This is a genomic window from Aeromonas ichthyocola, assembly GCF_046087985.1.
Classification (GTDB): Bacteria; Pseudomonadota; Gammaproteobacteria; order Enterobacterales; family Aeromonadaceae; genus Aeromonas; species Aeromonas rivipollensis.
In genome coordinates this window covers 1-24919 of record NZ_JBJSWH010000003.1, presented here as the reverse complement: position 1 = coordinate 24919, position 24919 = coordinate 1, and the positions used below count along the sequence as shown (strand labels likewise).

20 protein-coding genes and 5 pseudogenes are annotated in these 24919 nt (G+C 60.7%); 9 read left to right on the top strand and 16 right to left on the bottom strand.

Annotated elements, in window-relative coordinates:
* Positions 1-46: 46 nt before the first annotated feature.
* Together tig and ACF2JD_RS08840 are read right to left on the bottom strand one after the other, a co-directional pair.
* On the bottom strand, positions 47-1357 hold the full coding sequence (gene tig, locus ACF2JD_RS08845) for a trigger factor (RefSeq protein ID WP_106886931.1): 1311 nt from the start codon (positions 1355-1357) through the stop codon (positions 47-49).
* Between the two features lie 42 nt (positions 1358-1399).
* Complete coding sequence (locus ACF2JD_RS08840) at positions 1400-1633, bottom strand: hypothetical protein (protein WP_395948498.1); 234 nt, start codon at positions 1631-1633, stop codon at positions 1400-1402.
* Positions 1634-1787: 154 nt separating this feature from the next.
* On the opposite strand from ACF2JD_RS08840, the gene ACF2JD_RS08835 reads away from it, so the two are divergent.
* Both ACF2JD_RS08835 and yfbR read left to right on the top strand, forming a co-directional pair.
* The gene (locus ACF2JD_RS08835) at positions 1788-2222 is read left to right on the top strand and encodes a YccF domain-containing protein (RefSeq protein ID WP_106886933.1); all 435 of its coding nucleotides are present in this window, start codon (positions 1788-1790) and stop codon (positions 2220-2222) included.
* A 90-nt stretch (positions 2223-2312) separates the two neighbouring features.
* Positions 2313-2903 carry a 5'-deoxynucleotidase gene (yfbR, locus tag ACF2JD_RS08830; protein ID WP_168234985.1) on the top strand — a complete coding sequence of 197 codons (591 nt, stop codon included), beginning with the start codon at positions 2313-2315 and terminating at the stop codon, positions 2901-2903.
* A gap of 99 nt (positions 2904-3002) precedes the next feature.
* On the opposite strand, the gene lolE is transcribed toward yfbR, so the two are convergent.
* From lolE to ACF2JD_RS08815, 3 genes are all read right to left on the bottom strand, one after another.
* The gene (gene lolE / locus ACF2JD_RS08825; RefSeq protein ID WP_440987227.1) at positions 3003-4244 is read right to left on the bottom strand and encodes a lipoprotein-releasing ABC transporter permease subunit LolE; all 1242 of its coding nucleotides are present in this window, start codon (positions 4242-4244) and stop codon (positions 3003-3005) included.
* Positions 4244-4942, bottom strand: coding sequence for a lipoprotein-releasing ABC transporter ATP-binding protein LolD (lolD, locus tag ACF2JD_RS08820; RefSeq protein WP_167402261.1), 699 nt, complete (start codon positions 4940-4942; stop codon positions 4244-4246). The genes lolE and lolD overlap by 1 nt, the downstream gene beginning before the upstream one ends.
* 97 nt (positions 4943-5039) lie before the next feature.
* Positions 5040-6275, bottom strand: a complete 1236-nt coding sequence (locus tag ACF2JD_RS08815; protein WP_440987226.1) for a lipoprotein-releasing ABC transporter permease subunit — start codon at positions 6273-6275, stop codon at positions 5040-5042.
* Positions 6276-6585: 310 nt separating this feature from the next.
* Between ACF2JD_RS08815 and ACF2JD_RS08810 the strand changes: the two genes are divergently transcribed.
* The gene (locus tag ACF2JD_RS08810; RefSeq protein WP_106886938.1) at positions 6586-7161 is read left to right on the top strand and encodes a PilZ domain-containing protein; all 576 of its coding nucleotides are present in this window, start codon (positions 6586-6588) and stop codon (positions 7159-7161) included.
* Between the two features lie 40 nt (positions 7162-7201).
* Positions 7202-10655 (top strand): annotated as a pseudogene (mfd, locus tag ACF2JD_RS08805) (transcription-repair coupling factor).
* 80 nt (positions 10656-10735) lie between these two features.
* Here the strand turns inward: mfd and fbp are convergent.
* Complete coding sequence (gene fbp, locus ACF2JD_RS08800) at positions 10736-11770, bottom strand: class 1 fructose-bisphosphatase (protein WP_025326809.1); 1035 nt, start codon at positions 11768-11770, stop codon at positions 10736-10738.
* A gap of 361 nt (positions 11771-12131) precedes the next feature.
* On the opposite strand from fbp, the gene ACF2JD_RS08795 reads away from it, so the two are divergent.
* Positions 12132-13748 carry an ABC transporter substrate-binding protein gene (locus ACF2JD_RS08795; protein WP_440987225.1) on the top strand — a complete coding sequence of 539 codons (1617 nt, stop codon included), beginning with the start codon at positions 12132-12134 and terminating at the stop codon, positions 13746-13748.
* Between the two features lie 46 nt (positions 13749-13794).
* On the opposite strand, the gene ACF2JD_RS08790 is transcribed toward ACF2JD_RS08795, so the two are convergent.
* From ACF2JD_RS08790 to sixA, 3 genes are all read right to left on the bottom strand, one after another.
* The gene (locus ACF2JD_RS08790) at positions 13795-14715 is read right to left on the bottom strand and encodes a DMT family transporter (protein ID WP_395948501.1); all 921 of its coding nucleotides are present in this window, start codon (positions 14713-14715) and stop codon (positions 13795-13797) included.
* Positions 14716-14913: 198 nt separating this feature from the next.
* Positions 14914-15120 (bottom strand): DUF1107 domain-containing protein, encoded by a 207-nt coding sequence (locus ACF2JD_RS08785; protein WP_005324080.1) that lies wholly within the window; start codon positions 15118-15120, stop codon positions 14914-14916.
* 133 nt (positions 15121-15253) lie between these two features.
* Positions 15254-15721 (bottom strand): phosphohistidine phosphatase SixA, encoded by a 468-nt coding sequence (gene sixA, locus ACF2JD_RS08780; protein WP_025326806.1) that lies wholly within the window; start codon positions 15719-15721, stop codon positions 15254-15256.
* A gap of 162 nt (positions 15722-15883) precedes the next feature.
* On the opposite strand from sixA, the pseudogene ACF2JD_RS08775 reads away from it, so the two are divergent.
* Positions 15884-18657: pseudogene (locus ACF2JD_RS08775) on the top strand (insulinase family protein).
* A 263-nt stretch (positions 18658-18920) separates the two neighbouring features.
* On the opposite strand, the pseudogene ACF2JD_RS08770 reads toward ACF2JD_RS08775, so the two are convergent.
* Together ACF2JD_RS08770 and ACF2JD_RS08765 are read right to left on the bottom strand one after the other, a co-directional pair.
* Positions 18921-19624 (bottom strand): annotated as a pseudogene (locus ACF2JD_RS08770) (thiopurine S-methyltransferase).
* A gap of 230 nt (positions 19625-19854) precedes the next feature.
* Positions 19855-20079, bottom strand: coding sequence for a hypothetical protein (locus ACF2JD_RS08765; protein ID WP_440987224.1), 225 nt, complete (start codon positions 20077-20079; stop codon positions 19855-19857).
* Between the two features lie 73 nt (positions 20080-20152).
* Between ACF2JD_RS08765 and ACF2JD_RS08760 the strand changes: the two genes are divergently transcribed.
* Entirely contained in the window at positions 20153-20278 is a 126-nt protein-coding gene (locus ACF2JD_RS08760) for a hypothetical protein (RefSeq protein ID WP_440987223.1), read from the top strand.
* 73 nt (positions 20279-20351) lie between these two features.
* On the opposite strand, the gene ACF2JD_RS08755 is transcribed toward ACF2JD_RS08760, so the two are convergent.
* Both ACF2JD_RS08755 and ACF2JD_RS08750 read right to left on the bottom strand, forming a co-directional pair.
* Positions 20352-20498, bottom strand: coding sequence for a hypothetical protein (locus ACF2JD_RS08755; protein ID WP_440987222.1), 147 nt, complete (start codon positions 20496-20498; stop codon positions 20352-20354).
* A gap of 79 nt (positions 20499-20577) precedes the next feature.
* Positions 20578-21198 (bottom strand): leucine-rich repeat domain-containing protein, encoded by a 621-nt coding sequence (locus ACF2JD_RS08750; protein ID WP_440987221.1) that lies wholly within the window; start codon positions 21196-21198, stop codon positions 20578-20580.
* Positions 21199-21337: 139 nt separating this feature from the next.
* On the opposite strand from ACF2JD_RS08750, the pseudogene ACF2JD_RS08745 reads away from it, so the two are divergent.
* Positions 21338-21475 (top strand): annotated as a pseudogene (locus ACF2JD_RS08745) (methylated-DNA--[protein]-cysteine S-methyltransferase); the annotation flags it as partial.
* 141 nt (positions 21476-21616) lie between these two features.
* On the opposite strand, the gene ACF2JD_RS08740 reads toward ACF2JD_RS08745, so the two are convergent.
* Positions 21617-22198 carry a GNAT family N-acetyltransferase gene (locus ACF2JD_RS08740; RefSeq protein ID WP_440987220.1) on the bottom strand — a complete coding sequence of 194 codons (582 nt, stop codon included), beginning with the start codon at positions 22196-22198 and terminating at the stop codon, positions 21617-21619.
* Between the two features lie 190 nt (positions 22199-22388).
* Between ACF2JD_RS08740 and ACF2JD_RS08735 the strand changes: the two are divergent.
* Positions 22389-22673, top strand: a pseudogene (locus ACF2JD_RS08735) (methylated-DNA--[protein]-cysteine S-methyltransferase); the annotation flags it as partial.
* A gap of 320 nt (positions 22674-22993) precedes the next feature.
* On the opposite strand, the gene ACF2JD_RS08730 reads toward ACF2JD_RS08735, so the two are convergent.
* Positions 22994-23839, bottom strand: coding sequence for a hypothetical protein (locus tag ACF2JD_RS08730; protein ID WP_440987219.1), 846 nt, complete (start codon positions 23837-23839; stop codon positions 22994-22996).
* A gap of 518 nt (positions 23840-24357) precedes the next feature.
* Positions 24358-24630, bottom strand: a complete 273-nt coding sequence (locus ACF2JD_RS08725; RefSeq protein ID WP_025326799.1) for a hypothetical protein — start codon at positions 24628-24630, stop codon at positions 24358-24360.
* Positions 24631-24919 lie beyond the last annotated feature (289 nt).

Here is a 24919-nt window from a genome sequence, read left to right as displayed (position 1 = left end):
ACACGAGCCATTATACTTAACAGTTTTGACCTTAAGTCAAATGTTCTTAGGCAGCGGCACCGGACTTGTTGATCACTTCGTCGAAGGCAACTTCTTTCTCGGTCACTTGCGCCTTGGACAGGATCAGGTCGATGGCTTGATCTTCGATGGCCAGGTTACGAACGCCGTTCAGCATCTGCTCGTTCTTCTGGTAGTACTCGATCACTTCCTTCGGATCTTCGTAGGCAGTGGCCATGGACTCGATGATGCTGGTCACACGGGCGTCGTCAGCCTTGATCTCGTTGGTGCGGATGACGTCACCCAGCAGCAGACCGACGCGTACACGACGCTCGGCTTGCGCCTGGAACAGCTCGGCCGGCAGCTCGGGAGCGTTGCCGCCCTGGAAGCCACCGAAACGCTGCAGGGCTTGCTGACGCAGGGTGTCGATTTCCTGGGCAACGGCAGCCTTCGGCAGATCGATCTGGTTGGCTTCAACCAGGCCGTTCAGCACTTGCTCTTTCACGCTGTTTTTCAGGGCTTGAGCCAGTTCGCGCTCCATGTTCTTGCGCACTTCGGCTTTCAGCTCTTCAACGCTGCCGCTCTCGATGCCAAAACGCTTGACGAACTCTTCGGTCAGCTCAGGCAGCACCTGCTCTTCAACCTTGTTCAGCTTGGAGGCGAACTTGGCCGCTTTGCCCTTCAGGGCTTCGGCGTGGTAGTCAGCCGGGAAAGTCACCTCGATGGTGAACTCGTCGCCCGCTTTCTTGCCCAGGATGGCGTCTTCGAAGCCAGGGATCATGCGGCCGGCGCCCAGTTCCAGAGTGAAACCTTCAGCCTTGCCACCGTCGAACTCTTCACCGTCGATGGAACCGACGAAGTCCAGGGTGACACGCATGCCATTGGCGGCAGCGGCATCGACGTCAGACCAGGTAGCGTGCTGCTTGCGCAGGGTGTCGATCATGTTGGCCAGGTCGGCATCCTTGACGGAGGCAACCGGCTTCTCAACCTTGATGCTCTCGAGACCGGCAACTTCAAACTCCGGGTACACTTCGAAAGTGGCGGTGAATTCGAAATCCTGGCCTTCCTTGATCTCTTTCGGATCCATGGTCGGCGCACCGGCCGGGCTCAGTTTGCTCTCGATGATGGCCTTGATGAAGTTGTTCTGCATCATTTCATCGGCAACGCGGGCATGGGCCATGGCGCCGAACATCTTCTTGATGATGGCAACCGGAGCCTTGCCAGGACGGAAACCGTCGATGCGACGAGTCTTGGCCAGGCCATTCAATTCTTTACGCACGGCAGCGTCAACGGTAGCAGCCGGTACAGTGATGGTAAGACGGCGTTCCAGACCTTGGGTTGTCTCTACAGAAACTTGCATTCTTTTACCTCGTTCAACTCAGCACTGTGTGCTGACCCTTTATTACCCCTGGGCAAAGCCCGGAGTCTTCCTGTTTATAAAGACAACGACTGTCTTTGTGATGAGAAAATATGACGCGACATTATAGCGGCGCACATTGGTCGCGTCGAGCCGCACATCCCCCATCCGGGGCACAGACAGCACAATTTGCGCAAGACTGCCTCCTATATGGGGAAGCCTTGCGCCGAGTTCAAGCATCAGGTTCGCAATAATTTGCACTTGCTCACCTTTTTGCACGCCACCCTATGCTTTTTTCATCTCTCGGCGTCGCCGGGAGCGGTGCGCTCAGGGGGTCTGCGACCCAAATTGTCCGCCTTCTCGCATCAGCCATTGCGTCCCTCGGCGCCGCTCGCTATGGTGACTGCCAATTTATGAGTCTGGAGAGACCCACATGTCCTTTTTCCGCTTCTTGTTCAATCTGCTCTGGTTTGTACTGGGGGGCGTCTTTATGGGGCTGGCCTGGTGGCTGGCCGGGCTGCTCTGCTTCGTCTCCCTGATAGGGATCCCTTGGGGGCGAGCCTGTTTCGTCATCGGCACCTTTACCTTCTTCCCGTTTGGCAAGCAGGCGGTCAACCGCAAGACAATGACGGGGCAGAGCGACATAGGCACAGGTGCCCTCGGGATGATTGGCAACATCCTCTGGTTCCTGGTGATCGGAGTCTGGCTGGCCATAGGCCACATCGCCTCGGCCCTGGCCTGCTTCGTGACCATCATCGGCATCCCGTTCGGCATCCAGCACCTCAAGCTGGCCCTGATTGCCCTGGCCCCCATAGGCCAGATGATAGTCACCAACCACGAGGCCGAATCCGGTCGCTATATTCGCTAAACAAGAATGCACCGCCAGGCTATGCCTGGGATGTCAAAAAAGGGCAGACTAGGGTCTGCCCTTTTTCATTGCCCCAGTTCGAGGTCCCCCATGCTGCCCAGCCACTTCTTCGCCAACCTCGCCCGCATGCGGCTCATCTACCGCTGGCCCCTGATGCGCAACATACAGCCGGAGAACATCGCCGAGCACAGCCTGCAGGTCGCCATGGTGGCCCACGCCCTCGGCGTCATCAGCAACCGGCTGTTTGATGGCAAGGTGGATGCCAACCACGCCGCCGTCATGGCCCTCTACCACGACAGCAGCGAGGTGCTGACGGGCGACTTGCCGACCCCCGTCAAATATTTCAACCCCGAGATAGCCCGCGAGTACAAGAAGATTGAGCTCGCCGCCGAACAGCGTCTGCTCGGCATGCTGCCCCCCGAGCTGATGGAAGACTTTCGCCCCCTGCTCGACTCCGGTGCCCAGGACGACGTCCTCGCCCGGTTGGTGAAGGATGCCGACACCCTCTGCGCCTATACCAAGTGTCTGGAGGAACTGAGCGTCGGCAACCGGGAGTTCGAGCCCGCGCGCAAGCGCCTCGAGCAGATGCTGGCCGCCCGCATGAACCCGGCCATGCGCTACTTTATCGATGTGTTCGTGGCGAGCTTCTCGCTGCCGCTGGATGAGCTCAACGCCCACTAGGCCAGTCGAACGACCAGAAGACAGAAGGGCCCGCCGGTCTGCACCGGCGGGCCCTTCTTTTTCAGCATCTTGTCAGGCTTGGCAAACCTGGCTCACGGATCAGTGGCCCAGCTCCCGGGAGGGCACCAGATCGCTGGCCCGCCAGGCGGGATAGAGGGTGGCCAGCAGACTCATCAGGATGGCGGCACTGGTCACAATCACCAGATCCTGCAGGTGCAGCTCGGTCGGCAGGAAGTCGATGAAATAGATGTCCGGGTTCAAGAAGCGATGGCCGATGAGCTTCTCGATAACGCCCAGGATCTGGGTCAGCTTGCTCGAAAGCAGGCCCCCCAGCAGGGCACCGAGCAAGGCGCCCGCCACCCCGTTCACCATGCCCTGGATGACGAAGGTGAGCCGGATCTGGCCCGGGCTAGCCCCCATGGTCTTGAGGATGGCGATCTCGCTGCGCTTCTCGTTCACCGCCATCACCAGGGTGGAGACGATGTTGAAGCAGGCCACCGCCACCACCATCAGCATCACCACGTACATGACGGTGCGCACCATCTGGATGTCCTGATAGAGATACCCCTGGCGACTCATCCAGCTGCTGATGTAGACGTAGTGCGGGAATTTGCGGGCGGCCGCCACAGTGATGGACTGGGCCTTGAGCACGTCGTTCACCTTGAGGCTGAAGCCCTCCACAGCGCTGCCCATGCCGGTGATGGACTGGGCATCGGCCAGGTGCATGAACCCGAGCACGCCGTCGAGCTGGCCGCCTATTTCCAGCAGCCCCACCACGGTCAGGGTCTCCCGCCGGGGATTCTTGATCCCCGTCTCGTCTCCCCCTTGGGGCAGCAGCAGAGTCACGGGGTCACCTATCTTGACCCCCAGCTTGTCGGCTATGGTCTTGCCGAGGATCACCCCGTGCTCGCCCGCCTGCAGTTCACGAAACCCCAGCCCCGTCATGTAGTTGCCCGCATCCGACAGGTTCGCCTCGAGCTCGGGCAGCACGGCACGCACCTGCACCCCCTTGATGGCGGAGCCGTGCTCCAGCAGGCCATCGAGGCGGATGACAGGGGCAGCGGCTTCGATCCCGGGCTGGGCCAGCAGGTAGTCCCTAAGCCTCTGCCAGTCGGGCAGCGGCGCCTCCATGCCGATGAGTTCCCCGTGGGGCACCACCGAGAGCACCCTGTTTTTAAGCTCCCGCTCGAAGCCGTTCATGGCGGAGAGGCCAAGAATGAGGGCCATCACCCCGAGGGCTATGCCAATCAGGGAGGAGGCGGAAATAAAGGCGATAAAGCCGTTGCGACGGCGGGAGCGGCTGTAACGCAGGCCCAGAAAGAGGGGCAGCGGCTTGAACATCAGGCGACCTCCGCCATGATGCCGCTCACCAGGGTCACCCGGCGGTGCAGCTTGGCGGCGAGGCTCAAGTCATGGGTGACCACCACGAAGGCCGTGCCCAGCTCCCGGTTGAGCTCGCAGAGCAGCTCGTACACCGCAGTGGCACTGGCGTGATCCAGGTTGCCGGTGGGCTCGTCCGCCAGCACCAGGCTAGGCTCGTTGACCAGGGCACGGGCGATGGCCACCCGCTGGCGCTCGCCACCGGAGAGCTCGGAAGGCCTGTGATTGAGACGATGGGAGAGCCCCACCCGTCCCAGCATCTTGCTCGCTTTCTCGGTGGCGCTCGCCACCGACTCGCCGGCGATCAGCAGCGGCATGGCGGTGTTCTCCAGCGCGGTGAACTCGGCCAGCAGGTGGTGGAACTGATAGACGAAGCCCAGCTCCTGATTGCGAAAACGGGCCTGGGTCTTGCTGTCCCAGTGGTGGATGTCCTGCCCCTTGAACAACACGGCGCCGCTCGAGGGGTTGTCCAGCGCCCCCATCAGGTGCAGCAGGGTGGTCTTGCCCGAGCCCGAGCTCCCCACCACCGCCAGCATCTCGCCAGGGGCGACGCAGAGATCTATCCCCTTGAGCACCTGGGTCTCCAGATTGCCCTCTTTATAGACATGGTTGAGGGCCTGACAGCGCAGCAGAGGCTCGCAGGACTGGGGTTCATTCATAACAGGGGCTCCACTTATACCAGTGACAACATTGGCACCGGCCACAACGCCGGCACTCGCACCGGAGGTAACAACAGAAGATGATGGATTCACGGCGCTATTCATAACGTAATGCCTCGGCCGGTTTGACCCGGGCCGCACGGGCCGCCGGATAGAGGGTGGCACTGAAGCTCAGCAGCACGGCACCCAGCAAGATGGTCATGACCTGGGCGGGTTCGACGATGACCGGCAGACCGCTGCCCCCCGCCGCCATATAGAGGTTGAGCCCCACCGCATCGAGCAGGGGGTTGAGTCCGAACGACAGGGCCAGCCCCGCCAGACCGCCAAACAGGGCGCCGATGACGCCGCTCGACGCCCCCAACACCATGAAAATCTTGACTATCCCCGCCTCGCTCATGCCCATGGTACGCAGTATGGCGACCTCACCTTCCTTGTCGGTAACCACCATCACCAGGGCGGAGAGGATATTGAAGGTGGCGACCGCGATGATCAGCACCAGCATCAGCCCCATCATGCGTTTCTCCATGGCCACCGCCTGGAAGAGTTCACCTCGCTCCCGGCGCCAATCCTGCCACTCCAGCCCGTCCGGCAGCGCGGTTCTCACCACCTCATCGGCGGCGAAGGGATCGTCGAGCCAGAGGCGGATGCCGCCCACCGTCTCCTCGGGCAGGCGCAGCAGGCGCTGGGCGTCCCCAAGGGCAATCAGCGCCACCTGGCTGTCCACGTCGGCACCGACTCCGAAGATGCCGGAGACGGTGAAGAGCCGCTGGGCCGGCACCCGGCCAAAGGGGGTGAAGCGGGTCCCTTCGGTCAGGATGAGACGCACCTCGTCGCCAATGGAGACCTTGAGGCGGTTGGCCACCCCCTGCCCCAGCACTATGTGGTATTGGCCGCGCTGCAGGCTGTCCAGCCGTCCCCCCAGCATCTGGGCATGGAGGATGTCATCCTTGGGCCAGCGGGCCGGATCTATCCCCTGCACGCTCACCCCGGTGAGCTGGCCCGGGCTTTGCAACATGCCTTCGCTGTCGAGCATGGGGGCCGTGGCCACCACGTGGGGCAGCTTGTCGAGATCGGGCAGGCCTGGCGGATGGGCATCGATGCGCCCCGCCGTATTGGTCACCACCACGTGGGGGATCACCCCGAGAATGCGCCCCTTGAGCTGCCCTTCGAACCCGTTCATCACCGAAATGACCACCATCAGGGCCGCAACCCCGATGGCGATGCCAAAGGTGGAAAACAGGGAGATAAAGGAGACGAAGCGGTTACTGCGTCGCGAGCCTGCATAACGCAGGCCTATGGCCAGCGAGAGTGGCTGAAAAAGTCCAGTCTTCAAGGATATCTACGTTGCCAACAAAATAAGATGCCGGATAATAGGGTCTGTTGACGCCTCAACGCAAGCCGCGTTGCCGCAGCAGATGACGCAGGGGCAGGCGCAATGGCCCATTCTCCTGAGCCTTAAAGGCAGCCCATGGCGCCATGTTTCGCCCAATGCGCAGGCCCCCGCCGCCATGCTGCGCCCCGTCGTGACGGGAGCACCCAAGGGACGGCCGGACATGACGTCTCGCGCCAGGCCGGGGACACCGCCGCGGGGCAAGGTCAACAGCGCCGTTAAAAATCGTCTATGACAACAAGGGATAGCCTCCATGCAGGAACAGTTCTTCAGCGTCACCCATGCCACGCCGGTCAATGTGATCCCCATGCCGGCCGACTTTCACCTGCCGACGCTGGAGGCCCTTGATGCCGAGCTGCCCGAGCCCTTTCGCATCGCCTCCGCCATCACCTCCATCGATCTGGTGAGCAGCCGCCTGCTGCGCAACCAGAACGAGTCCATGCACGATCTGGTGGAGATCATCAATCAGCAGTCCCGCAAGATCGACATGATCATGGGCTTCGTGCTGGCGGCGCAGGATCACCCCGAACATCGCTTCCACACCCTGCGCTTTGGTGCCGGCCAGCTCACCTACCTGCACCCGCGCCAGGGGCACGGCGAGCCGCCGCAACTGCACCAGCTGGTACGACTCAAGATCTTCCTGCGGGAGGAGGCCTCCGCCGTCTACTGCTATGGCGAGGTCAAGCAGCGGGAGCCCGGCGAGCACGGCACCCATGTGGTGCTCGATTATGTGCGGATCCGCGAGGACGACAGGGAGCTGCTGGTGCGTGCCAGCCTGCATGTGCAATCCAAGCAGCTCAAACTGCGTGCCCAAGAGCGTCAGCGCTAATCACAGCCAACGTCAACGTTAAAAGAATCGAACGATGCCAATGAAACTCCCTGCCTTGCCCGCCAAAGCGGGCCAGAAAATAACCCTGGGCCAACTGGTCGGCAGCAGCCTGGCACTGGTCGCCGCCCGCCTCACCCGGGAGGCCAACCGCCCCGTCCTGCTGGTGACCGCCGATACCCCGAGCGCCCTGCGCCTCGAACAGGAGCTCAGCTTCCTGCTGGCCGATCAGGGTTGCCCCGTGCTGATGTTCCCGGACTGGGAAACCCTGCCCTACGACACCTTCTCCCCCCATCAGGACATCATCTCCCAGCGGCTCGAGACCCTCTATACGCTGCCGCAGATGAGCAGCGGCGTGCTGATAGTGCCCATCTCCACCCTGATGCTGCGCACGGCGCCCCAGGCCTATCTCGACAAATACAGCCTGATGGTGACCAGCGGCCAGCGCCTCAACCTGCAACAGCTGCGGGGACGGCTGGCCGAGGCGGGCTATGTGGCGGTGGAGCAGGTGCTGGAGCACGGCGAGTTCGCCGCCCGTGGCTCCCTGCTGGATCTCTTCCCCATGGGCAGCAGCCGCCCCTATCGCATCGACTTCTTCGACGACGAGGTGGACTCCATCCGCCCCTTCGATCCCGAGAGCCAGCGCTCCAGCGAGCCGGTCAAGAGCGTCAGCCTGCTGCCCGCCCGGGAATTTCCCACCGACGAGGCCGCCATCGAGCTGTTTCGCGGTCAGTTCCGCGAGCAGTTCGAGCTGTCGCGGGCGGAGGGATCCGTCTATCAGGAGGTGAGCAAGGGGCGCTGGCCCGCCGGCATCGAATACTATCTGCCGCTCTTCTTCAGCCAGACCGCCAGCCTGTTTGACTACCTGCCAGACAACACCCTGCTGCTCACCGTGGGGGAGATCTACCCGGCGGCCCAGCGCTTCTGGAACGACATAGGCCAGCGCTATGAAGACAGGCGCTGGGACAATACCCGCCCCCTGCTGCCTCCCCAGCAAATTTACCTGCCGGTAGAGCAGCTCTTCGCCGCCCTCGGCCAGTACGGCGCCGTGCGCCTGCAGGAGGCGGCCACCGACGGCGGCGCGGGCCAGCACGACTTGCCCATAGCCCCATTGCCCGACCTGCAGCTCGATCACAGCAAGGAGCAACCCCTGCTGGCCCTCAGCCAGTTCCTGCAAGGCTTTGCCGGCCGCACTCTGTTCGCGGTGGAGTCCGAGGGGCGGCGCGAGGGGCTAGGCGATCTGCTGGCACGAATCAACCTGCAACCCAAGGAGTTCGCCTCCCTCGAGGAGTTCGTCGGGAGCAAGGCGCGTCATGGCCTGCTGGTCAGCCCGCTGGAGCGGGGCTTCCTGCTCGAACCCGCCGGGGCAGAGGCCCTGGCCCTCATCACAGAGACCGAGCTGCTCGGCGGCAAGATCAGAAGCAAGCGGCAGCGGGAGAAGAGCAAGAACCTAAGCTCGGATGCGGTGATCCGCAACCTCGGCGAGCTGACCCAGGGCCAGCCCGTGGTGCATCTGGATCACGGGGTCGGCCGCTATCTCGGGCTCGAGACCCTGGATGCCGGCGGCCTGCCCACCGAGTTCCTCACCCTGGAGTACGCAGGTGGCGACAAGCTGTTCGTGCCGGTCACCAACCTGCACCTTATCAGCCGTTACACGGGTTCGGATAACCCCCCCAGCCACAAGCTAGGCGGCGAGGCCTGGGTCAAGGCGCGGCGCAAGGCGGCGGAGAAGGTGCGCGACGTGGCCGCCGAGCTGCTCGATGTCTATGCCATACGCGCGGCGCGGGCCGGCTTTGCCTTCAAGCACGACAAGGAGAGCTACCGCCAGTTTGCAGCCAGCTTCCCGTTCGAGGAGACAGAGGATCAGCTCAACGCCATCAATGCGGTGCTCGGCGACATGTGCCAGGCCAAGAGCATGGACCGGCTGGTGTGCGGCGACGTGGGCTTTGGCAAGACGGAGGTGGCGATGCGCGCCGCCTTCGTGGCGGTGCACGGCGGCAAGCAGGTGGCCGTGCTGGTGCCCACCACACTGCTGGCCCAGCAGCACTACGACAACTTCCGCGATCGCTTCGCCAACTGGCCGGTGCGGGTGGAGGTGCTGAGCCGCTTCCGCTCCGCCAAGGAGCAGACGGCCGTGCTCAAGGAGCTGGCCGATGGCAAGGTCGACATCATCATAGGCACCCACAAGCTGCTCGGCTCAGACCTCACCTTCAAGGATCTGGGGCTGCTCATCGTCGACGAGGAGCACAGATTCGGGGTGCGCCAGAAGGAGAAGATCAAGGCGCTGCGGGCCGACGTGGACATCCTCACCCTCACCGCCACCCCGATCCCGCGCACCCTCAACATGGCGATGTCCGGCATGCGGGACCTCTCCATCATCGCCACCCCGCCCGCCAAGCGGCTCGCCATCAAGACCTTCGTGCGCCAGCACGAGCCGGCCGTGGTGCGCGAGGCTGTGCTGCGGGAGCTCAAACGGGGCGGTCAGGTCTACTACCTGCACAACGACGTCGAGAGCATAGAGAAGTGCGCGGCTGATCTCGCCGAGCTGGTGCCGGAGGCGCGCATCGGCATCGCCCACGGCCAGATGCGCGAGCGCGATCTTGAGCGCATCATGTCGGACTTCTACCACCAGCGCTTCAACCTGCTGGTGTGCACCACCATCATAGAGACAGGCATAGATGTGCCGAGCGCCAACACCATCATCATGGACAGGGCGGATCACTTGGGGTTGGCCCAATTGCACCAGTTGCGGGGCCGGGTCGGCCGCTCCCACCATCAGGCCTATGCCTACCTGCTCACCCCCCATCCCAAGCTGATGACCAAGGACGCCGCCAAGCGGCTCGAAGCCATCGCCTCCCTTGAAGATCTCGGGGCCGGCTTTGCGCTCGCCACCCACGATCTGGAGATCCGGGGCGCAGGTGAGCTGCTCGGTGACGATCAGAGCGGCCAGATCGAGTCGGTCGGCTTCACCCTCTACATGGAGATGCTGGAGCAGGCGGTGGAGGCCCTCAAACATGGCAAGGAGCCGTCCCTCGAGCAGCTGATGAGCCAGCACACCGAGGTGGAGCTGCGCCTGCCCGCCCTCTTGCCGGACGACTATATCCCTGACGTCAACATGCGCCTCTCCATGTACAAGCGCATCGCCAGCGCCGCCGACGAGCAGGAGCTGCGCGAGCTGAAGGTGGAGCTTATCGATCGCTTTGGCCTGCTGCCGGAGCCGACCAAGACCCTCATGGAGATCGCGGCCTTCCGCCAGCGGGCCACGGCCCTTGGCATTCGCCGGGTGGAGATGAGCGATCGCGGCGGCTATCTGGACTTCACCCAGGAGACCCGCGTCAACCCGACCTATCTGGTAAAACTGCTCTCCAGCCCAGCCACGTATCTATAAAATGGATGGACCTACCCGCTTGCGCTTCCAGGTACCGAACCAGGACAGGGCCATGCGCCTGAAACTGGTGGATGCCCTGCTGACGGATCTCGCCAACAACAGCCTCTAGTGGCAGCGAGTGCCAAACAAAACGGGAGCCATATTGGCTCCCGTTTTTTATCTGCTCATCGCAGGCACGACATCCGGGCATCACCCCTGATTGGCCGGATCTTCGTGGGCGGAGAACTCACGCATAAAGGCCTCGGCCCGCTCCACCATCCTGGTGGAGCCGACGAAGTAGGGGGTACGCTGGTGCAGCGCCGTGGGCTGGATGTCCATGATGCGGCCAAAGCCGTCGGACGCCTTGCCACCGGCCTGCTCCACCAGGAAGGCCATGGGGTTGCACTCATAGAGCAGCCGCAGCTTGCCGTTCGGGGAGTTGGTGCCGGACGGATAGATGTAGATGCCGCCCTTGAGCAGGTTGCGGTGGAAGTCGGAGACCAGGGAGCCGATGTAGCGGGAGGTGTAGGGCCTGTGGGTCGCCTCGTCCCGCTCCTGGCAATATTTCAGGTACTTCTTCACCCCGTCCGGGAACTTGATGTAGTTGCCCTCGTTGATGGAGTAGATCTTGCCCTCCTCCGGGATGCGGATGTTCTCGTGGGAGAGGCAGAAGCAGCCGATGGAAGGGTCGTAGGTGAAGCCGTTGACCCCGAAGCCCGTGGTGTAGACCAGCATGGTGGAGGAGCCATAGACCACGTAACCGGCGGCCACCTGGCGGTTGCCCGGTTGCAGGAAGTCCTCCAGGGTCACCCCGGCGCCCGGCTTGCTGACCCGGCGATAGATGGAGAAGATGGTCCCGACCGAGACGTTGACGTCTATGTTGGAGGAGCCGTCCAGGGGGTCTATCAGCACCACGTACTTGGAGTGGCGGGAGAGCTCGGAATCGAAGGAGACGAAGTCCTCCTCCTCCTCGGACGCCATGCCGCACACCTCGCCACGGGCCTCCAGCGCCGCCTTGAAGCGCTCATTGGCGTAGACGTCCAGCTTCTGCTGCACCTCCCCCTGCACGTTTTCGGCCCCCATGGAGCCGATGATGTCCGCCAGCCCCGCCTTGTTGATCTCCCGGTTCACCACCTTGGCAGCCAGACGAATGGAGCTGAGCAAGGAGGTCAGCTCGCCGGTCGCGGTAGGATAGTCCGCCTGCTTTTTGACGATGAACTCGCCCATGGTGATCATGTTTCGCATTCTTGTTCCTTTAAGATCGTTTCCGTTGGCCGTTGAAAACGTTTGCAAGTGTCGGCAAAAAAAGTGCCGATCCTCGGCAGCGTTGTTTTGTAACCTAATGTAACGCCTGTTTTTTGTTTTTGCAGCGAATTAAGCCGCCGTATAAATCGCCAGAAAACCCCGTCGACAGGGGGCCTAGCGCTGAAAAACGGGCTTCAATCGGCGTCTTTCATCATGTTAATTCGTGACAAGAATGCCATTTCACCCCGCCCCTCCCCATCCGGTTCTCTCCCCCGGCGTCCGCCGGCCCCCCTCTTGAGATCTCGCCCTCAATCCAGCACACTGGCTCGGCTTTGGAAGCAAAAAAACATAAGGATATTCAATGAAAAGGACTCTCATTGCCGGCGCGGTTGCCGCCCTGATCTCCCTCCCCGCCCTGGCGGCCCAGGTGCCCGCAGGCACCAAGTTGCTACCCAGTGCCCAGCAAACCTTCGTGCGCAACATAGGCACAGAACCCGCCTCCATCGACCCCCAGATGGTGGAAGAGAGCGCGGGCAGCGACATCGTCAACGATCTGTTCGAGGGGCTCTACACCCTGGATGGCGACGGCAAGCTGCAGGCGGCCGGCGCCCTTGGTTACGAGCTAGATGACACCGGCACAATCTACACCTTCAAGCTCAGACCCGATGCCAAGTGGTCCAACGGCGAGCCGGTGACGGCGGCGGATTATGTCTATGGCTGGCAACGGGCGGCCGATCCCAAAAACGCCTCCAACTACGCCTGGTTCATCGAGCTGACCGGCGTCGCCAACGCCAGCGAGGTGGTGCAGGGCAAGAAGAGCCCGGATGCCCTGGGGATCAAGGCGCTCGATGATCACACCCTGCAGGTAACCCTCAAGGCCCCTGTCCCCTTCTTCCTCAAGACCCTCTCCCACTACACCACCTTCCCGGCCCCCAGGGCCACCATAGAGAAGTTCGGTCACGAGTGGGTCAAGCCTGGCAACATAGTCTCCAACGGCGCCTTCGCCCTCAAGGAGTGGACTCCGAACGAGCGCCTCATCGCCGAGCGCAATCCCCATTACTGGGACAATGAGCGCACAGTGCTGAACAAGGTGATCTATCTGGAGATCGTCTCCGATACCGCGGCCTACAACCGCTATCGCGCGAGCGAATTGCACTACACCACCTATCCCCTGGAGCAGTATCAACAGATCAAGCGCCAGAGCCCGGACGATCTGGTGAGCGCCCCCATGCTCGCCACCTACTACTACGTGTTCAACACCCAGCGCAAACCCTTCGACGACGTCAGGGTGCGCAAGGCGCTCTCCCTTGCCATCGACAGAGACACCATCACGGAGAAGATCCTGGGACAGGGGCAACTCTCGGCGTTCAGCCTGACCCCGCCGAGCGTGGATGGCTTCGAGCTCAAGCCGCCGGCCAGCGAGCTGATGAGCAAGGAGGCGCGCATCAAACAGGCCAAGGCGCTGCTCGCCGAGGCGGGCTACGGGCCGCAAAATCCGCTGGATGTGGACATCCTCTACAACACCAACGAGGGGCACAAGAAGATAGCGCTGGCCATCTCCTCCATGTGGAAACACAACCTGGGGGTCAAGGCCGAGCTCAACAACATGGAGTGGAAGACCATGGTCTCGGCCCTGAACGAAGGGGATTTCGGGGTCAGTCGCTATTCCTGGAACGGGGACTACAACGATGCCTCCACCTTCCTCGACATCATGACATCCAGCAGCAGCGCCAACAGCGGCAAGTGGTTCAACAAGGCCTATGACGCCCTGCTGGCCAAGGCCCATGACGCCAAGGATCCGGCCGAACGCAACCGGCTCTATCAGCAGGCCGAGGCACTGATCGACGAAGAGGCCCCCATAGCCCCCGTCTACTTCTATGTGAAGTCACGGCTGCTCAAGCCCTTCGTCAAGGGCTACCCCTACCATAACCCGCAAGATCTGGTCTATGCCAAAGACCTCTATCTGACGGCGCAGTAAGCGCCCCCCAGATAGCAAAAGACCGCCTCCAAGGCGGTCTTTTCGTTCAATCTTCCTGGCAGCCGGCCATCGCGAGCCGGGCCCGCCGCCGCACCCTCACAGGTTTGACCAGCAGCTGTGCCAGCAGCACCCCCAGCAGTGTCATGCCGCCGCCGATCAGGTGATAGCTGGTGAGCGTCTCTCCCAGCCAGCTGATGGCCAGGGCTGCCGTCATCACAGGCAACAGGTTCATGAAGATGGCGGTGCGGCTGGCCCCGAGCAGGGCTATCCCCTGCATCCAGAGCCAGGGGGAGAGGGCCGAGGTCGGGATCCCCGCATAGAGGATGAGCCAGAGCGCGCTGCCATCAGGCCACTTGCCGTCCACCAGCAGGTAGAAAGGGGTGAGGAACAGCAGGCTGCAGAGCACCTGGCCGTAGAGCATGGACCAGTTGTCGAGCCCCAGATCCCAGCGCTTGAGCAGCACGCTGTAGAGCGCATAGGTGGCCGCCGACAGCAGCATGTAGACGGATCCGATGTGAATGCCCTGGGTGAACAAGCGGGTTGGATCCCCCTGCCCCAGCAAGATAGCGAGCCCCAGGATGGAGATGACGCCGCCGACGAGGGCGCCCCAGGTGGGGCGCTCGCGCAGCAGCCAGATGCTGAGCAGCACCGTCATCAGCGGGGTCAGCCCCATCATCAGCCCGATCTCGGTGGCCCCCAGGGTCTGGGCCGCGTAGTAGCCGAAGGTCTGGTTCAGCACCATGCCGAGCAGGGCCAGCATGGCCAGCCGGGAGAAACCGGCCCGCAGCTTGTCACGCATGCGCCAGGCTCGCCGCGCGAGGAAGGGGGTCAGCACCAGGGCCGCCACCATCCAGCGCGACCAGGCCAGGGCGGCCGGCGAGAGCACCCCCACCGCCAGCTTGCTGACGATGCCGTTGCCGGCCCAGATGGCCATGCAGGAGAAGGGGAACAGGAAAGCAAGGGGCATCGCTATGTCCAGAGAAAGGGGGCGGATATTTCGCGGGAGTATAGAGAGGCAAACAGGATAAGCAAGCACCCTGATGCGGGACGCGGCAACCTTATTCGAAAATCGATTTGAAGAGGCCTGAGAGGCGTCACAGAGGCCCAGATGCAATCATGCCCGCACTGGGCGGGCATGAGGGGGAGATGACACCATAGATGCGATTCAAGCGGCATCCATGTGCAGCCTCGATATCAGCTCGTTGACTTCGAGCACCGTCTGACGGTGGGGAATATCGGCTTGCAGTGGCATCATCAGCAGGCCCGACTGGAAATCGAAGCGCCCCCTGCCGTGGATGTAGATCCGTCCCTTGAAGAAGGTTTTTACATGCTTTGCCACCATCAGTGGCAGGTACTTCTTGAACACTCTCATCGTTTGCAACCTCTTGCAGTTGTATCCGTATGACAGCAGCTTATGCGAGATAATTCCGTTAAATTTGTATAAAAAACCGGAAAAATCGACTCTCTCTTCCCCAAAAAACCAATCTGTAACTTTTTATTAACTTTTACCGTATTGTATGCGGTCCTTCCAGCCAGAGCAAGGCCCCCTTGCCATCTTGCCACTCGATGCAAGCCAGACCCGAGGTGGCAAACATGGGTGCACCCGCCGCCGGACAGAGGCTCTGCACCAGATACCCGACCAGGGGCAGGTGGCTGACCATCAGGATGTTGTCGTGGGTCGCCGCCAGCGCGGTGAGATAACTCGCCACGAAGGCCGGATCCCCATAGGGGGTGATCTCGCCGCTCTCCTCGACCTTGAGGGCCTCGGGCAGCTCGGCAGAGATAGCCTGCCAGGTCTGTCTGGCACGCAGGTAGTTGCTGTGGATCACCAGGCTCAGGGAGCCGGCCAGCTGAGGGGCCAACCAGCTCGCCATGTGGATGGACTCTTCGATGCCTTGCTCGGTCAGTGGACGCTGTTCATCAGTCTTTGCGTTCATGCCAGCCTGGCCATGACGCATGATGTAGATTTTCATTACAACCTCGCCCAGGGGGCCTGTTTAAATAGCGGGGGGATCTTACCCCGCCATGCAGGGGGAAACAATTGCGCTACCTCTCAGAAAAGGGTTTGCCTCGTGAGATAGCGGGGTCGATAATCATGTTTAAATTCAAATAAATTCACCGCGAGTCACGCCCCAATGAGCCCATATGCCAGTCCCAACGACCATCGGCGGTATCACTATCTGGAGCTGGCAAACCGGCTCAGGGTCTTGCTGATCTGCGATCCCGAGACCGATAAATCGGCCGCCTCCCTGGCCGTCAACACCGGCCACTTTGATGACCCTGTCGATCGCCAGGGCATGGCCCATTTCCTTGAGCATATGCTGTTCCTCGGTACCCGTACTTATCCCAAACCCGGCGAGTACCAGCAGTTCATGAGCCGCCACGGGGGCAGCAACAACGCCTGGACCGGCACCGAGTTCACCAACTTCTTCTTCGATATCGACAACGGCTTCTTCGAAGCGGGGCTGGATCGCTTTTCCCAGTTCTTCATCTGCCCCACCTTCGCCCCCGAGTGGGTCGACAAGGAACGCAACGCGGTCGACTCCGAATACCGCCTCAAGTTGCAGGACGATGTGCGCCGCAGCTATCAGGTGCACAAGGAGACGGTCAACCCGGCCCACCCCTTCTCCAAGTTCTCGGTCGGCAACCTGGATACCCTGGCGGACTTGCCCGGCCGGGATCTGCGCTCCGACCTTATTGCGTTCTACGAAAGCCACTACAGTGCGGATCGCATGGCGCTGGTAATGCTCTCTCCGGCATCCATTGAAACCCAGCTGGCGTGGTGCGACCGCTTCTTCAGCACAATTCCGGATCGCCGCCTGGGCCCCCCCGCCCTCTCGGCGCCCCTCTACCGACTCGATGATCTCGGCATCCGCATCCAGATAGCGCCGGTCAAGGAGACCCGCAAGCTGGCGCTGACCTTCCCGCTGCCGAGCGTGGATGCCCTCTACGACAAGAAGCCCCTCACCTTCCTGAGCCACCTCATCGGCTACGAAGGGGAAGGCAGCCTGCTCTCCCTGCTCAAGGCGAGAGGCTGGGTCAACCAGCTCGCCGCCGGAGGCGGCATCAGCGGCGCCAACTTCAAGGACTTCGGCATCAGCTTCGGCCTCACGCCCCTCGGGCTTGCCCATGTGGACGACATCATCGCCGCCCTGTTCGGCTACCTGAAACTCATCGAACGCCATGGCCTGCAGGCCTGGCGTTATGACGAGAAGCGCAGCGTGCTGGAATCCGCTTTCCGGTTCCAGGAGCGGGGCCGGGCGCTGGACACCGTCTCGGGGCTGGTGCTCAATCTGTTCAGCTATGCCCCGGACGATCTGCTCCACGGCGACTACATGATGCGCGAGTACGATGAGCCCCTGATCCGGCGCTTCCTCGCCAAGCTGACCCCCCACAACCTGCGCGTCACCATACAGGCGCCGGAGGTGAGCACGGATCGCCTGGCCCGCTGGTATCAGACCCCTTACAGCGTCCAGGCCATCACCGAGGCCGAGAAGATCCGCTGGCAGCAGAGCGAGCCGGATCCCGCATTGCACCTGCCCTCCCCCAACCCCTTTATCAGCAACCGCCTCGACGCCAGAACGCCGTCCCTCAGTGCCGACATGCCGGCCTGCCTGGTCGACCCCCCGGCTTTCGCCTCTGGCATCTGCACGAGCACCTGTTTGGGGTGCCCAAGGGGAGCCTCTATATCTCCATCGACAGCGAACATGCGGTCAGAAGCCCGCGCCACATCGCCATGGCCAGGCTGGCGGTGGAGCTGCTCACGGATCACCTCAATGCCCTCACCTACCCGGCAGAACTCGCCGGGCTCGGCTACCAGATCTATGCCCATCAGGGGGGCTTTACCATCAACCTGAGCGGCTTTGCCGACAAGCTGCCGCTGCTGCTCGACATGATCCTCGGCAACCGTACCCTGGGCTATCCGGATCCGGCTCGCTTCAGCGAAATCAAGGAACAGCTCATCCGCAACTGGGAGAACCAGTCCAAGACCAGGCCCATCTCCCAGCTGTTCAACCAGCTCACCAGTTTGCTGCAACCGAACAACCCGCCGTTCGAGCAGTTGCTGCGCCACCTGCGCACCATAGCACTCGACGAAATGCCCGACTTCGTCGCCCGGCTCTTTGCCGAGGTGCACATAGAGACCCTGGTGCACGGCGACTGGACCGCCGCCGAGGCACTCGAACTGGCCGCCCTGCTGGAGCGTCACCTCGGCGTCAGTAGCCAGCCCAGCGCCGAGACCCGCCGCCCCCTCATCTCCATTCAGGACAGAGGCACCCTCATTCGCGAGCAGGGGTGCGATCACGAAGACTCGGCGCTGCTGGTCTATTACCAGTCCCGCACCACCCGGGCGCGGGATCTCGCCTGCTTCACCCTGGCCAACCACATCATGTCCTCCACCTTCTTCCACGAGCTGCGCACTCGCCAGCAGCTGGGTTACGTGGTGGGGGCCGGCAACCTGCCCCTCAATCGCCATCCCGGCCTCATCTTCTATATACAGTCGCCGGTGGCAGGGCCGCAGATCCTGCTGGACGCGGTGGAGGAGTTCATCGATCTCTTCCCGCTGGCCATGCTGGAGTTCACCGAGCAGCAATGGCAGGACAGCAAGGCGGGCCTGCAGGCCCAGCTCAGCGAGCGGGATGCCAACCTGCGCAGCCGCGGCCAGCGGCTCTGGGTCAGCATAGGCAACAAGGATCTGGGCTTCGATCAGCGGGAGCGGGTACGCGAGGAGGTGGGCAGGCTCAGCCGCGCCGATCTGGTGCGCTTTATCACCCAGCTGCGCTCGCGTACCTCGGATCGGCTGATCCTCTGCAGCTATGGCCTGGGCCACGAGCACGACGAGCGGATCACCGGCCAGTTCATCGACGATCCCAAGGCGTTCCGGCTCAATGCCGCCACCTTCGAAGCCTGATCAGGCCTCGATACCCGCCCCACGGCAGATTGCAGGCAATAAAAAGCCGACCCCTGGGGGTCGGCTGGAAAAACCATAATCAATTGCGACCAGAGCCGCCAAAAGTGAACATGAGCGTGAAAATCAGACACTGAGTCGATGAACGGCCGAATGGTTCAAACCAGAGCGTATCGGTCGACACCTGCAGTGATTGAGAAACAGCCTCATCTTAGGCATTCCCCCGATTTGTCACGTTGATCTATGTCAAAGGAGGTAATAAAGAGTCAACCAGCTGCAGCTTTATGGCGAGTTTTATCGCCTTGGCTCACGCTTTTGGTCACCTCTGGACGGCGCACCAGCCGGTAGGCCACCTCATCGAAGTAGGAGAGCTGACCCGACAGCACCCTGGGGTGATCCACCTCGGCGGCGCGCCCCAGCACCTCAACCTGGAAATCGCGCTCGAACAGGGTACGCACCTCCATCTCTCCCACCGAGAACGGCGGCTGACGCTGCTGCTCCGGCTGATATTCCAGAGTCACCAGCAGGATCTGGCCGCCCGCCTCGATAAGCCGGCTCATCAGCTCGGCATACTGGCGGCGCATGGCGGTCGGCAGCGCGATGAGGGCTGCCCTGTCGTAGGCCAGCCGATAGCGGCGGCCAAGTTCGGGGGCGGCGAAAAAATCCCCCTCATAGATGCGCAGGCTGTCGTGCTGATGGCACTGATAAGGCCCCTCGGCACTGTCCGTTTCATTCAGCTTGTTCTCGCTGAAAAAGCTGTTGATGGCGACGGCCGAGAGCTCGAACCCGTCAACCGGATGGCCCTGCCCGCTCAGCCAGAGCATGTCGCGGGACTTGCCGCACAGGGGTACCAGCACGGGCTCGCCCGCTGCTGGGCCGACCACCAGGATTGCAGCCAGCGATTGAAATCCGCCTGATGAAAGCCGATCCGGTTCTCTTCCCAACGCTGATGCCAAAACGCCGCTTCCATCCAGTCACCCCTGTCATGTAAAGATGACTCAATATCACAACTTAGCCCGCTGCACGCAAGCACCAACAAGGCGGCAGCCATAACTTTTACCCAAAAAAGCGGAACAAAACAAAAAAGGGCCCCAAGGCCCCCTTTTGACATCTTTTCGTCATCCACTCCTGCTCTTTTTCGCCTGCTTTGCGCCTGCTACTACCGCGACGGCAGGGCGAGCCGGATCACAGCAAAACTGATCACAGCAAAACTGGCTCGGCGCAGATGACCGCCGCCACCGCAGCAAGCCTTGCCGCAATCTCGGCAAAGTCGGGGCGCGCCGCCACCGCCTCGGCGAGACAGGCATCCACCAGCACATGCAGGGCATCCAGTTTGTCATCACAAGGGACGCAGCGGGCCAGCAGCTCCTCCAGCAGGCAACCAAAGGCCCTGACTTCCAGACGCTCCAGCCCCGGCCCGCTCACGGTCGGCGCTCATAACAGGAGGCGGCGCCGAAATCCCCGAGCAGGGCCGCCCCTGTTCCTCAGAGTGCAAGGAGTGCAGCATATTGTGGGCGTAGAGATCCCCATGCAGGATGCCGCGTCCGTGCAGATGCAGCGCGGCGCTCGCCACCCCCTGCACCATGGCCAGCAGCGCAGCCGGGGTAAAGGGGCATCAGCTTGATAGATGTCGCGAGTGCAGGAGTCCAAGCTCGGCGGCCCCGCCAGGTTGATAAAATCAGGGTCTATCAGCGCCATCACCAGTGCCGGATGCCGGAGGGGTAATCGCCGCCGCCCCTCAACCCCGACCAGATGGGGATGACGCCTGCCGCCAGCGACACCGCCATCTCGCAGCGGGGCAGGCCATCGCTGGTCACGGCCCCCTTGAAGAGCTTGACCGCCACCGCCCGCGGTCCCTCATCGGCGCGCAGCTGGCGCGATGGATGACGCCGGATGCCCCCTGCCCCAGTTGCTCGCCCAGCGTCAACGAATCCCAGGGGATGTCGGCCACGGGCTGCACTGGCCCAGCCGCTGCTCCTGCTTGTCGCTAAAGGGGTTGCCTGCATAGGCCAGCCAGGCGAGGCGCGGCAAACCGAGCAGCCACTCGGGAAACGCCTCCAGCCGGTTGGCGGCGATGCGCAGCAGCTCCAGATGATGGCAGTTGGCAAGGCTTGCCGGCAGCTCGCGCAGGCGGTTGCCAGAGAGCATCAGCTTTTGCAGGGCGGCGCACTGCCCTAGCTCGTCCGGCAGTCGTTCGATAACGTTGTCGGTCAGGATCAACCAGCGCAAGCCTGCAGGCAGGGATGCGGCCGAGACAGTGGCAATCCGGTTGGCCTTGAAGCCCACCATGGTGAGCAACCGGCAGCGCCCCAACACCTCGGGCAACTCGGTAAAGCGGTTCTCGGAGCAGAAGAGGATGCGAAGCTTCTTGAATTCAGCCAACTCGTCAGGAAGCCGGCTCAACTGGTTGCCGGTGAGATCCAGCACCTCCAGCGTCTCTTTGAGGCTCAAAATCTCGGGGGGGAAAACCGTCAGGTTTTCGGCGAGTTTGAGGTGGCGAGCGCCAAGCAGTTCGCCCGCGCGCAGCTGTTCCAGGGTATGCATAACCGTTTCTCAATCTTGTCGTGGCCCTGCCTCGCGGCGCTAAAGCAGACCATATGGTACCGCCGGACATGAGCCCGGCGGTTTTAAAGGAGGGCATTATAGAGAATTGGGATCGAGATCGCCTGTTTTGTTACAGATGGCCGCCAGAGCCATCGGCCTCGTGGTGGACGCCAACCCTGTCGCCTTGATGATCCCCTGCCACAGACTCATCCAACAGAACGGCAAGCTCGGCGGCTATCACTGGGGCGAGACCCGTCAGGGAAGCGGCGAGGTATGAATGGAGAGGGTATTCACCTGATAGCGGTGGCGACGAATACCGCCTTGACCTGGTCTATCTTTCGAAAGCCGTCTTCACCTTTGAAGCCACGTGGGCCGTACTGATGTATCGCACAGCCTACAGAGAGCGAAGCAAGCGAGGTCAATCGCCTGGTTGGCTTTCGCGTTTACCAGCACTCGCACCTTCCATTATTTTCTCAAACCGGAACATCTCATCGTCATCTCCTTTGCCATCAATATGGTGTGAGACCTGATGAGGATCCGGATGGTGCTTGTTGTAGAAATCGACAATTTTGAAACCACATCTATTCACGTAGAAGTGAATATTCCTTTTCTCAAAATATGGCGTCACCGTTTCCCAGACTTTAGTGAGAGGAAACGCGTTTTCAATCGCATGCCAGGCTTTAAGGCCCAAGCCTTTGCTCTGTTGGCTCGTCGCGATGAAAAAGAATGACAGTGAGTTGCGACCGCTCATCTGGTCTATCACTACCACGGCTCCGCCAACACGTTGTTCGGCTGCCATGATCCAGTATGTAACGGCCCCTTTGGTGTGGAATGACTGTTCAATATCTTCGTCAGAAGGAATGGGCTCTTCAAGTGGGTGTCCAAAGTCTGCCTCTGCCGCCACACGAAAAGCATCCTGCAAGGCGACCTTGAACTCGGGAAGGCTGCCAGGATCAGCCTCCAGGAGGCTGATGTTTTCGTTCTCTTCTGATCCTTTCACTTATTTAATCCCCGACAGATATCTCATGAACATTGAACGGCAAAGAAGAGCACCGACCTGGCTTGGAAACGTAATTGAAATACCCATAGCTATGCGGCTCCCATTGCCCAGCCCCCACGTTTGGTTAAGTAGCGGATTTTAGCCAGCCTTAGTGAGGCAGGCGAGCGATTTGAACTCGTTGTTAGGGTAACGCCCCATCTCCCTGCATGTGAGCGGCACCCACTTTCAGATCAGCGGCTGGCGGGCGCTGCTCGAGATCCCGCCAGCCAAAGTGGTGAGCTACGCCCAGGTGGCGAGCGCCATCGGCAACCCCAAGGCCGCCCGCACCGTGGGGCTGGCGGTGGGCGCCAACCCCGTCGCCTTGATGATCCCCTGCCACAGAGTCATCCAGCAAAACGGCAAGCTCGGCGACTATCACTGGGGCGAGACCCGCAAACAGGCGATACACGCCTGGGAAGCGGCGAGGTATGAGTGAACGTGGCCTTTTTCTGCCCGGCCTGATGAGGAAAACAGGAATCTTGGTAGTGAGTCAGCAGACAATCAGGCAGCGTGCGGCGATATAAAGCGGGGAGACCTGAAGAATCGGGGCGCAGATCGCCCCTTTTGTTGCTTTGGCGAAGCATGGCGCTTAGCAACACCACCCCAGGGATTGACGAAACACGTAGGGTGCAATAAGCGAAGCGCATTGCACCGTTTGCAAGGCGGCTTTTGTGCTGATACCAGAAGCCATATTAGCGGTGCAATTTCATTGCCCCCTACGGTACGTCGGCTTAATCAAGTGTTAGAGCGTGTGCCTCAATCCTGAGGCTTGAAGCCTGATAACCAAGATTCATAGTCTTCCCTTGGTGGCATGAGCCCAGATTGGCGTGGACCGGAGAAATCTATAGCGTTGGCTTTTGGGGCTTCACGTCGAATCTGGAGCAGCTTTTCGCGCATGCGCGACGCGTGAGCCTGAAGCTCCTCGGCGAGCTCTGTACTGAAAAAGGCGACATCATCAGTGTTCTGAGAAACAGCGACCATAGTGTCGTGATACATGGCATTCGTATTTCCGTCCGGCCGCTTCAATCCGAAGTAGTCGAGGCAGAGAATCTGGGATGAAAGATTTGCTTTGTGAAAAGCATCGATCATCTCTGACCGGGTGTTGAGAGCATGCGTGAGATCGGTAATTGATTGCTCGACCATCGAGACCAGCGCTAGTGCCCGCCCAGGCATGAGTTGGGCAGAAAACGTCAAGTTCTTGAGTGTTTCGATTGGAAGAGTCAGCGGAGTGATCTTCGTTAGTTGAATTTGGAAGCTGATAGGCTGCACAGGTGCAACATCTACCAAGTTGCTCTGTAAGGCTTCGGCAACCTCACGGTCTTTAAAATATTGGTCAGAGAGTGGCTTTATTTGCTGCTTCTTTACCGAAAGAGCTTGATTAGCGATTGTCGATGCTAAAACGACTATAGCATTTGCCTGTCGTAATGCTTCAAGGAGCTCTTTGGCCCTAGCCGATCGTTCCGCAAGTTTTTGCGCACCCCAAACGCCGAGTCCAGCGCCAGCTAGCGCGGATAAAAACGCGCTTATAAAGGACGAATTAAGGAAGCTCACAATGCTTTCCCATACAACGTGCATTGAGTTCGGTAAGTCGAGATAGAGCATATTGTTTGTTCTAACAGTTATTGTGTAGAAGGCTGTGTAAATCAGAGAGTAGAGTCATCTGCATAACTCGCCTCATCTTCAAAATTTCTTTTAAAAAACATAATCTTACCATGCCACCGCTGGCATTTTCACCTATTTCTATAACTATTTACCTTAGCCATACAATTTTCACTTTATAAAAAACAATGAATGAATTACTAAGCTAGTGCCATTGAATGACACCCTCTGATCTGCTGAATGCCTATGATTTTTCTCTGGTCCAGCCCGTTACTGGCGCAAAAAAGTATTGCTGAACAAACAGTTTCACCATCTAGGACGATAAAAAAGAGGCATATGCTAATTTGAAAAAGCAAAATTAATTAAATGATATTAGTGGATCTTGCTTGGCAATTCTATCAATACGTTGGCGACGTTAGGGCATGGATACAGAAAGACGCCCTCGGGCGTCTTTCTTATTGCTGGGTGTTGAGGCAAACCGGTTGAAGGCTATGCCCTCCCCGCCTTGCCCCACTACCGGATCAGATCGGGGTGATGGAGGTGATATGGGCCGACCCATCCAGAGACTGGAAGATCTGCACCACGGCTTCCCCGTGGATGGGGTTGGGCAGCGGCACAGTGCTCTTGCATTTAAAGCGGTAGTTAGTGCCGGCGACGACCTGGGTGGAGACTTCAAAGGGTGTGTACTGCACCCCGACAAATCCTTCCAACGCCTGGTTGAATACCGCCTGATCCTTGGCGCTCAGCTTGTGGTAGGCAGTCCATCCACCCAGCAGCACTGCTTGTTCTGACATAACAAACCCTCCGTGATCTCTTGTCCCTACTCGTTTGGCTGTTCGGGTTCCGCCCCGTTGATTCAAGTGGTGTCCGGACTCCACCGGGGTGTCATCACTGCCGTTTGGCGTGATGACGATGGGCAGTTTGTACAGCTGTCAGCTCGTGAGTCACCCCTCCCCCTTGCCATGAGCGCCTGATGACAATGGTCTCAATTGGCATGAGAGAGCCTAGTGCGGGATGGTGAAAATGCCCCTGTCACATATGACAGGGGCAAAGCGGTGAAAAAGCTGCTCGGAAAACGAAGAT

Excerpts from the sequence above, each read along its gene's own strand:
- tig (WP_106886931.1), bottom strand. The coding sequence starts at position 1,357 with ATGCAAGTTTCTGTAGAGACAACCCAAGGTCTGGAACGCCGTCTTACC.
- ACF2JD_RS08835 (WP_106886933.1), top strand. The coding sequence starts at position 1,788 with ATGTCCTTTTTCCGCTTCTTGTTCAATCTGCTCTGGTTTGTACTGGGG.
- yfbR (WP_168234985.1), top strand. The coding sequence starts at position 2,313 with ATGCTGCCCAGCCACTTCTTCGCCAACCTCGCCCGCATGCGGCTCATC.
- lolE (WP_440987227.1), bottom strand. The coding sequence starts at position 4,244 with ATGTTCAAGCCGCTGCCCCTCTTTCTGGGCCTGCGTTACAGCCGCTCC.
- lolD (WP_167402261.1), bottom strand. The coding sequence starts at position 4,942 with ATGAATGAACCCCAGTCCTGCGAGCCTCTGCTGCGCTGTCAGGCCCTC.
- ACF2JD_RS08810 (WP_106886938.1), top strand. The coding sequence starts at position 6,586 with ATGCAGGAACAGTTCTTCAGCGTCACCCATGCCACGCCGGTCAATGTG.
- fbp (WP_025326809.1), bottom strand. The coding sequence starts at position 11,770 with ATGCGAAACATGATCACCATGGGCGAGTTCATCGTCAAAAAGCAGGCG.
- ACF2JD_RS08795 (WP_440987225.1), top strand. The coding sequence starts at position 12,132 with ATGAAAAGGACTCTCATTGCCGGCGCGGTTGCCGCCCTGATCTCCCTC.
- ACF2JD_RS08790 (WP_395948501.1), bottom strand. The coding sequence starts at position 14,715 with ATGCCCCTTGCTTTCCTGTTCCCCTTCTCCTGCATGGCCATCTGGGCC.
- ACF2JD_RS08785 (WP_005324080.1), bottom strand. The coding sequence starts at position 15,120 with ATGAGAGTGTTCAAGAAGTACCTGCCACTGATGGTGGCAAAGCATGTA.
- sixA (WP_025326806.1), bottom strand. The coding sequence starts at position 15,721 with ATGAAAATCTACATCATGCGTCATGGCCAGGCTGGCATGAACGCAAAG.
- ACF2JD_RS08750 (WP_440987221.1), bottom strand. The coding sequence starts at position 21,198 with ATGCATACCCTGGAACAGCTGCGCGCGGGCGAACTGCTTGGCGCTCGC.
- ACF2JD_RS08730 (WP_440987219.1), bottom strand. The coding sequence starts at position 23,839 with ATGCTCTATCTCGACTTACCGAACTCAATGCACGTTGTATGGGAAAGC.
- ACF2JD_RS08725 (WP_025326799.1), bottom strand. The coding sequence starts at position 24,630 with ATGTCAGAACAAGCAGTGCTGCTGGGTGGATGGACTGCCTACCACAAG.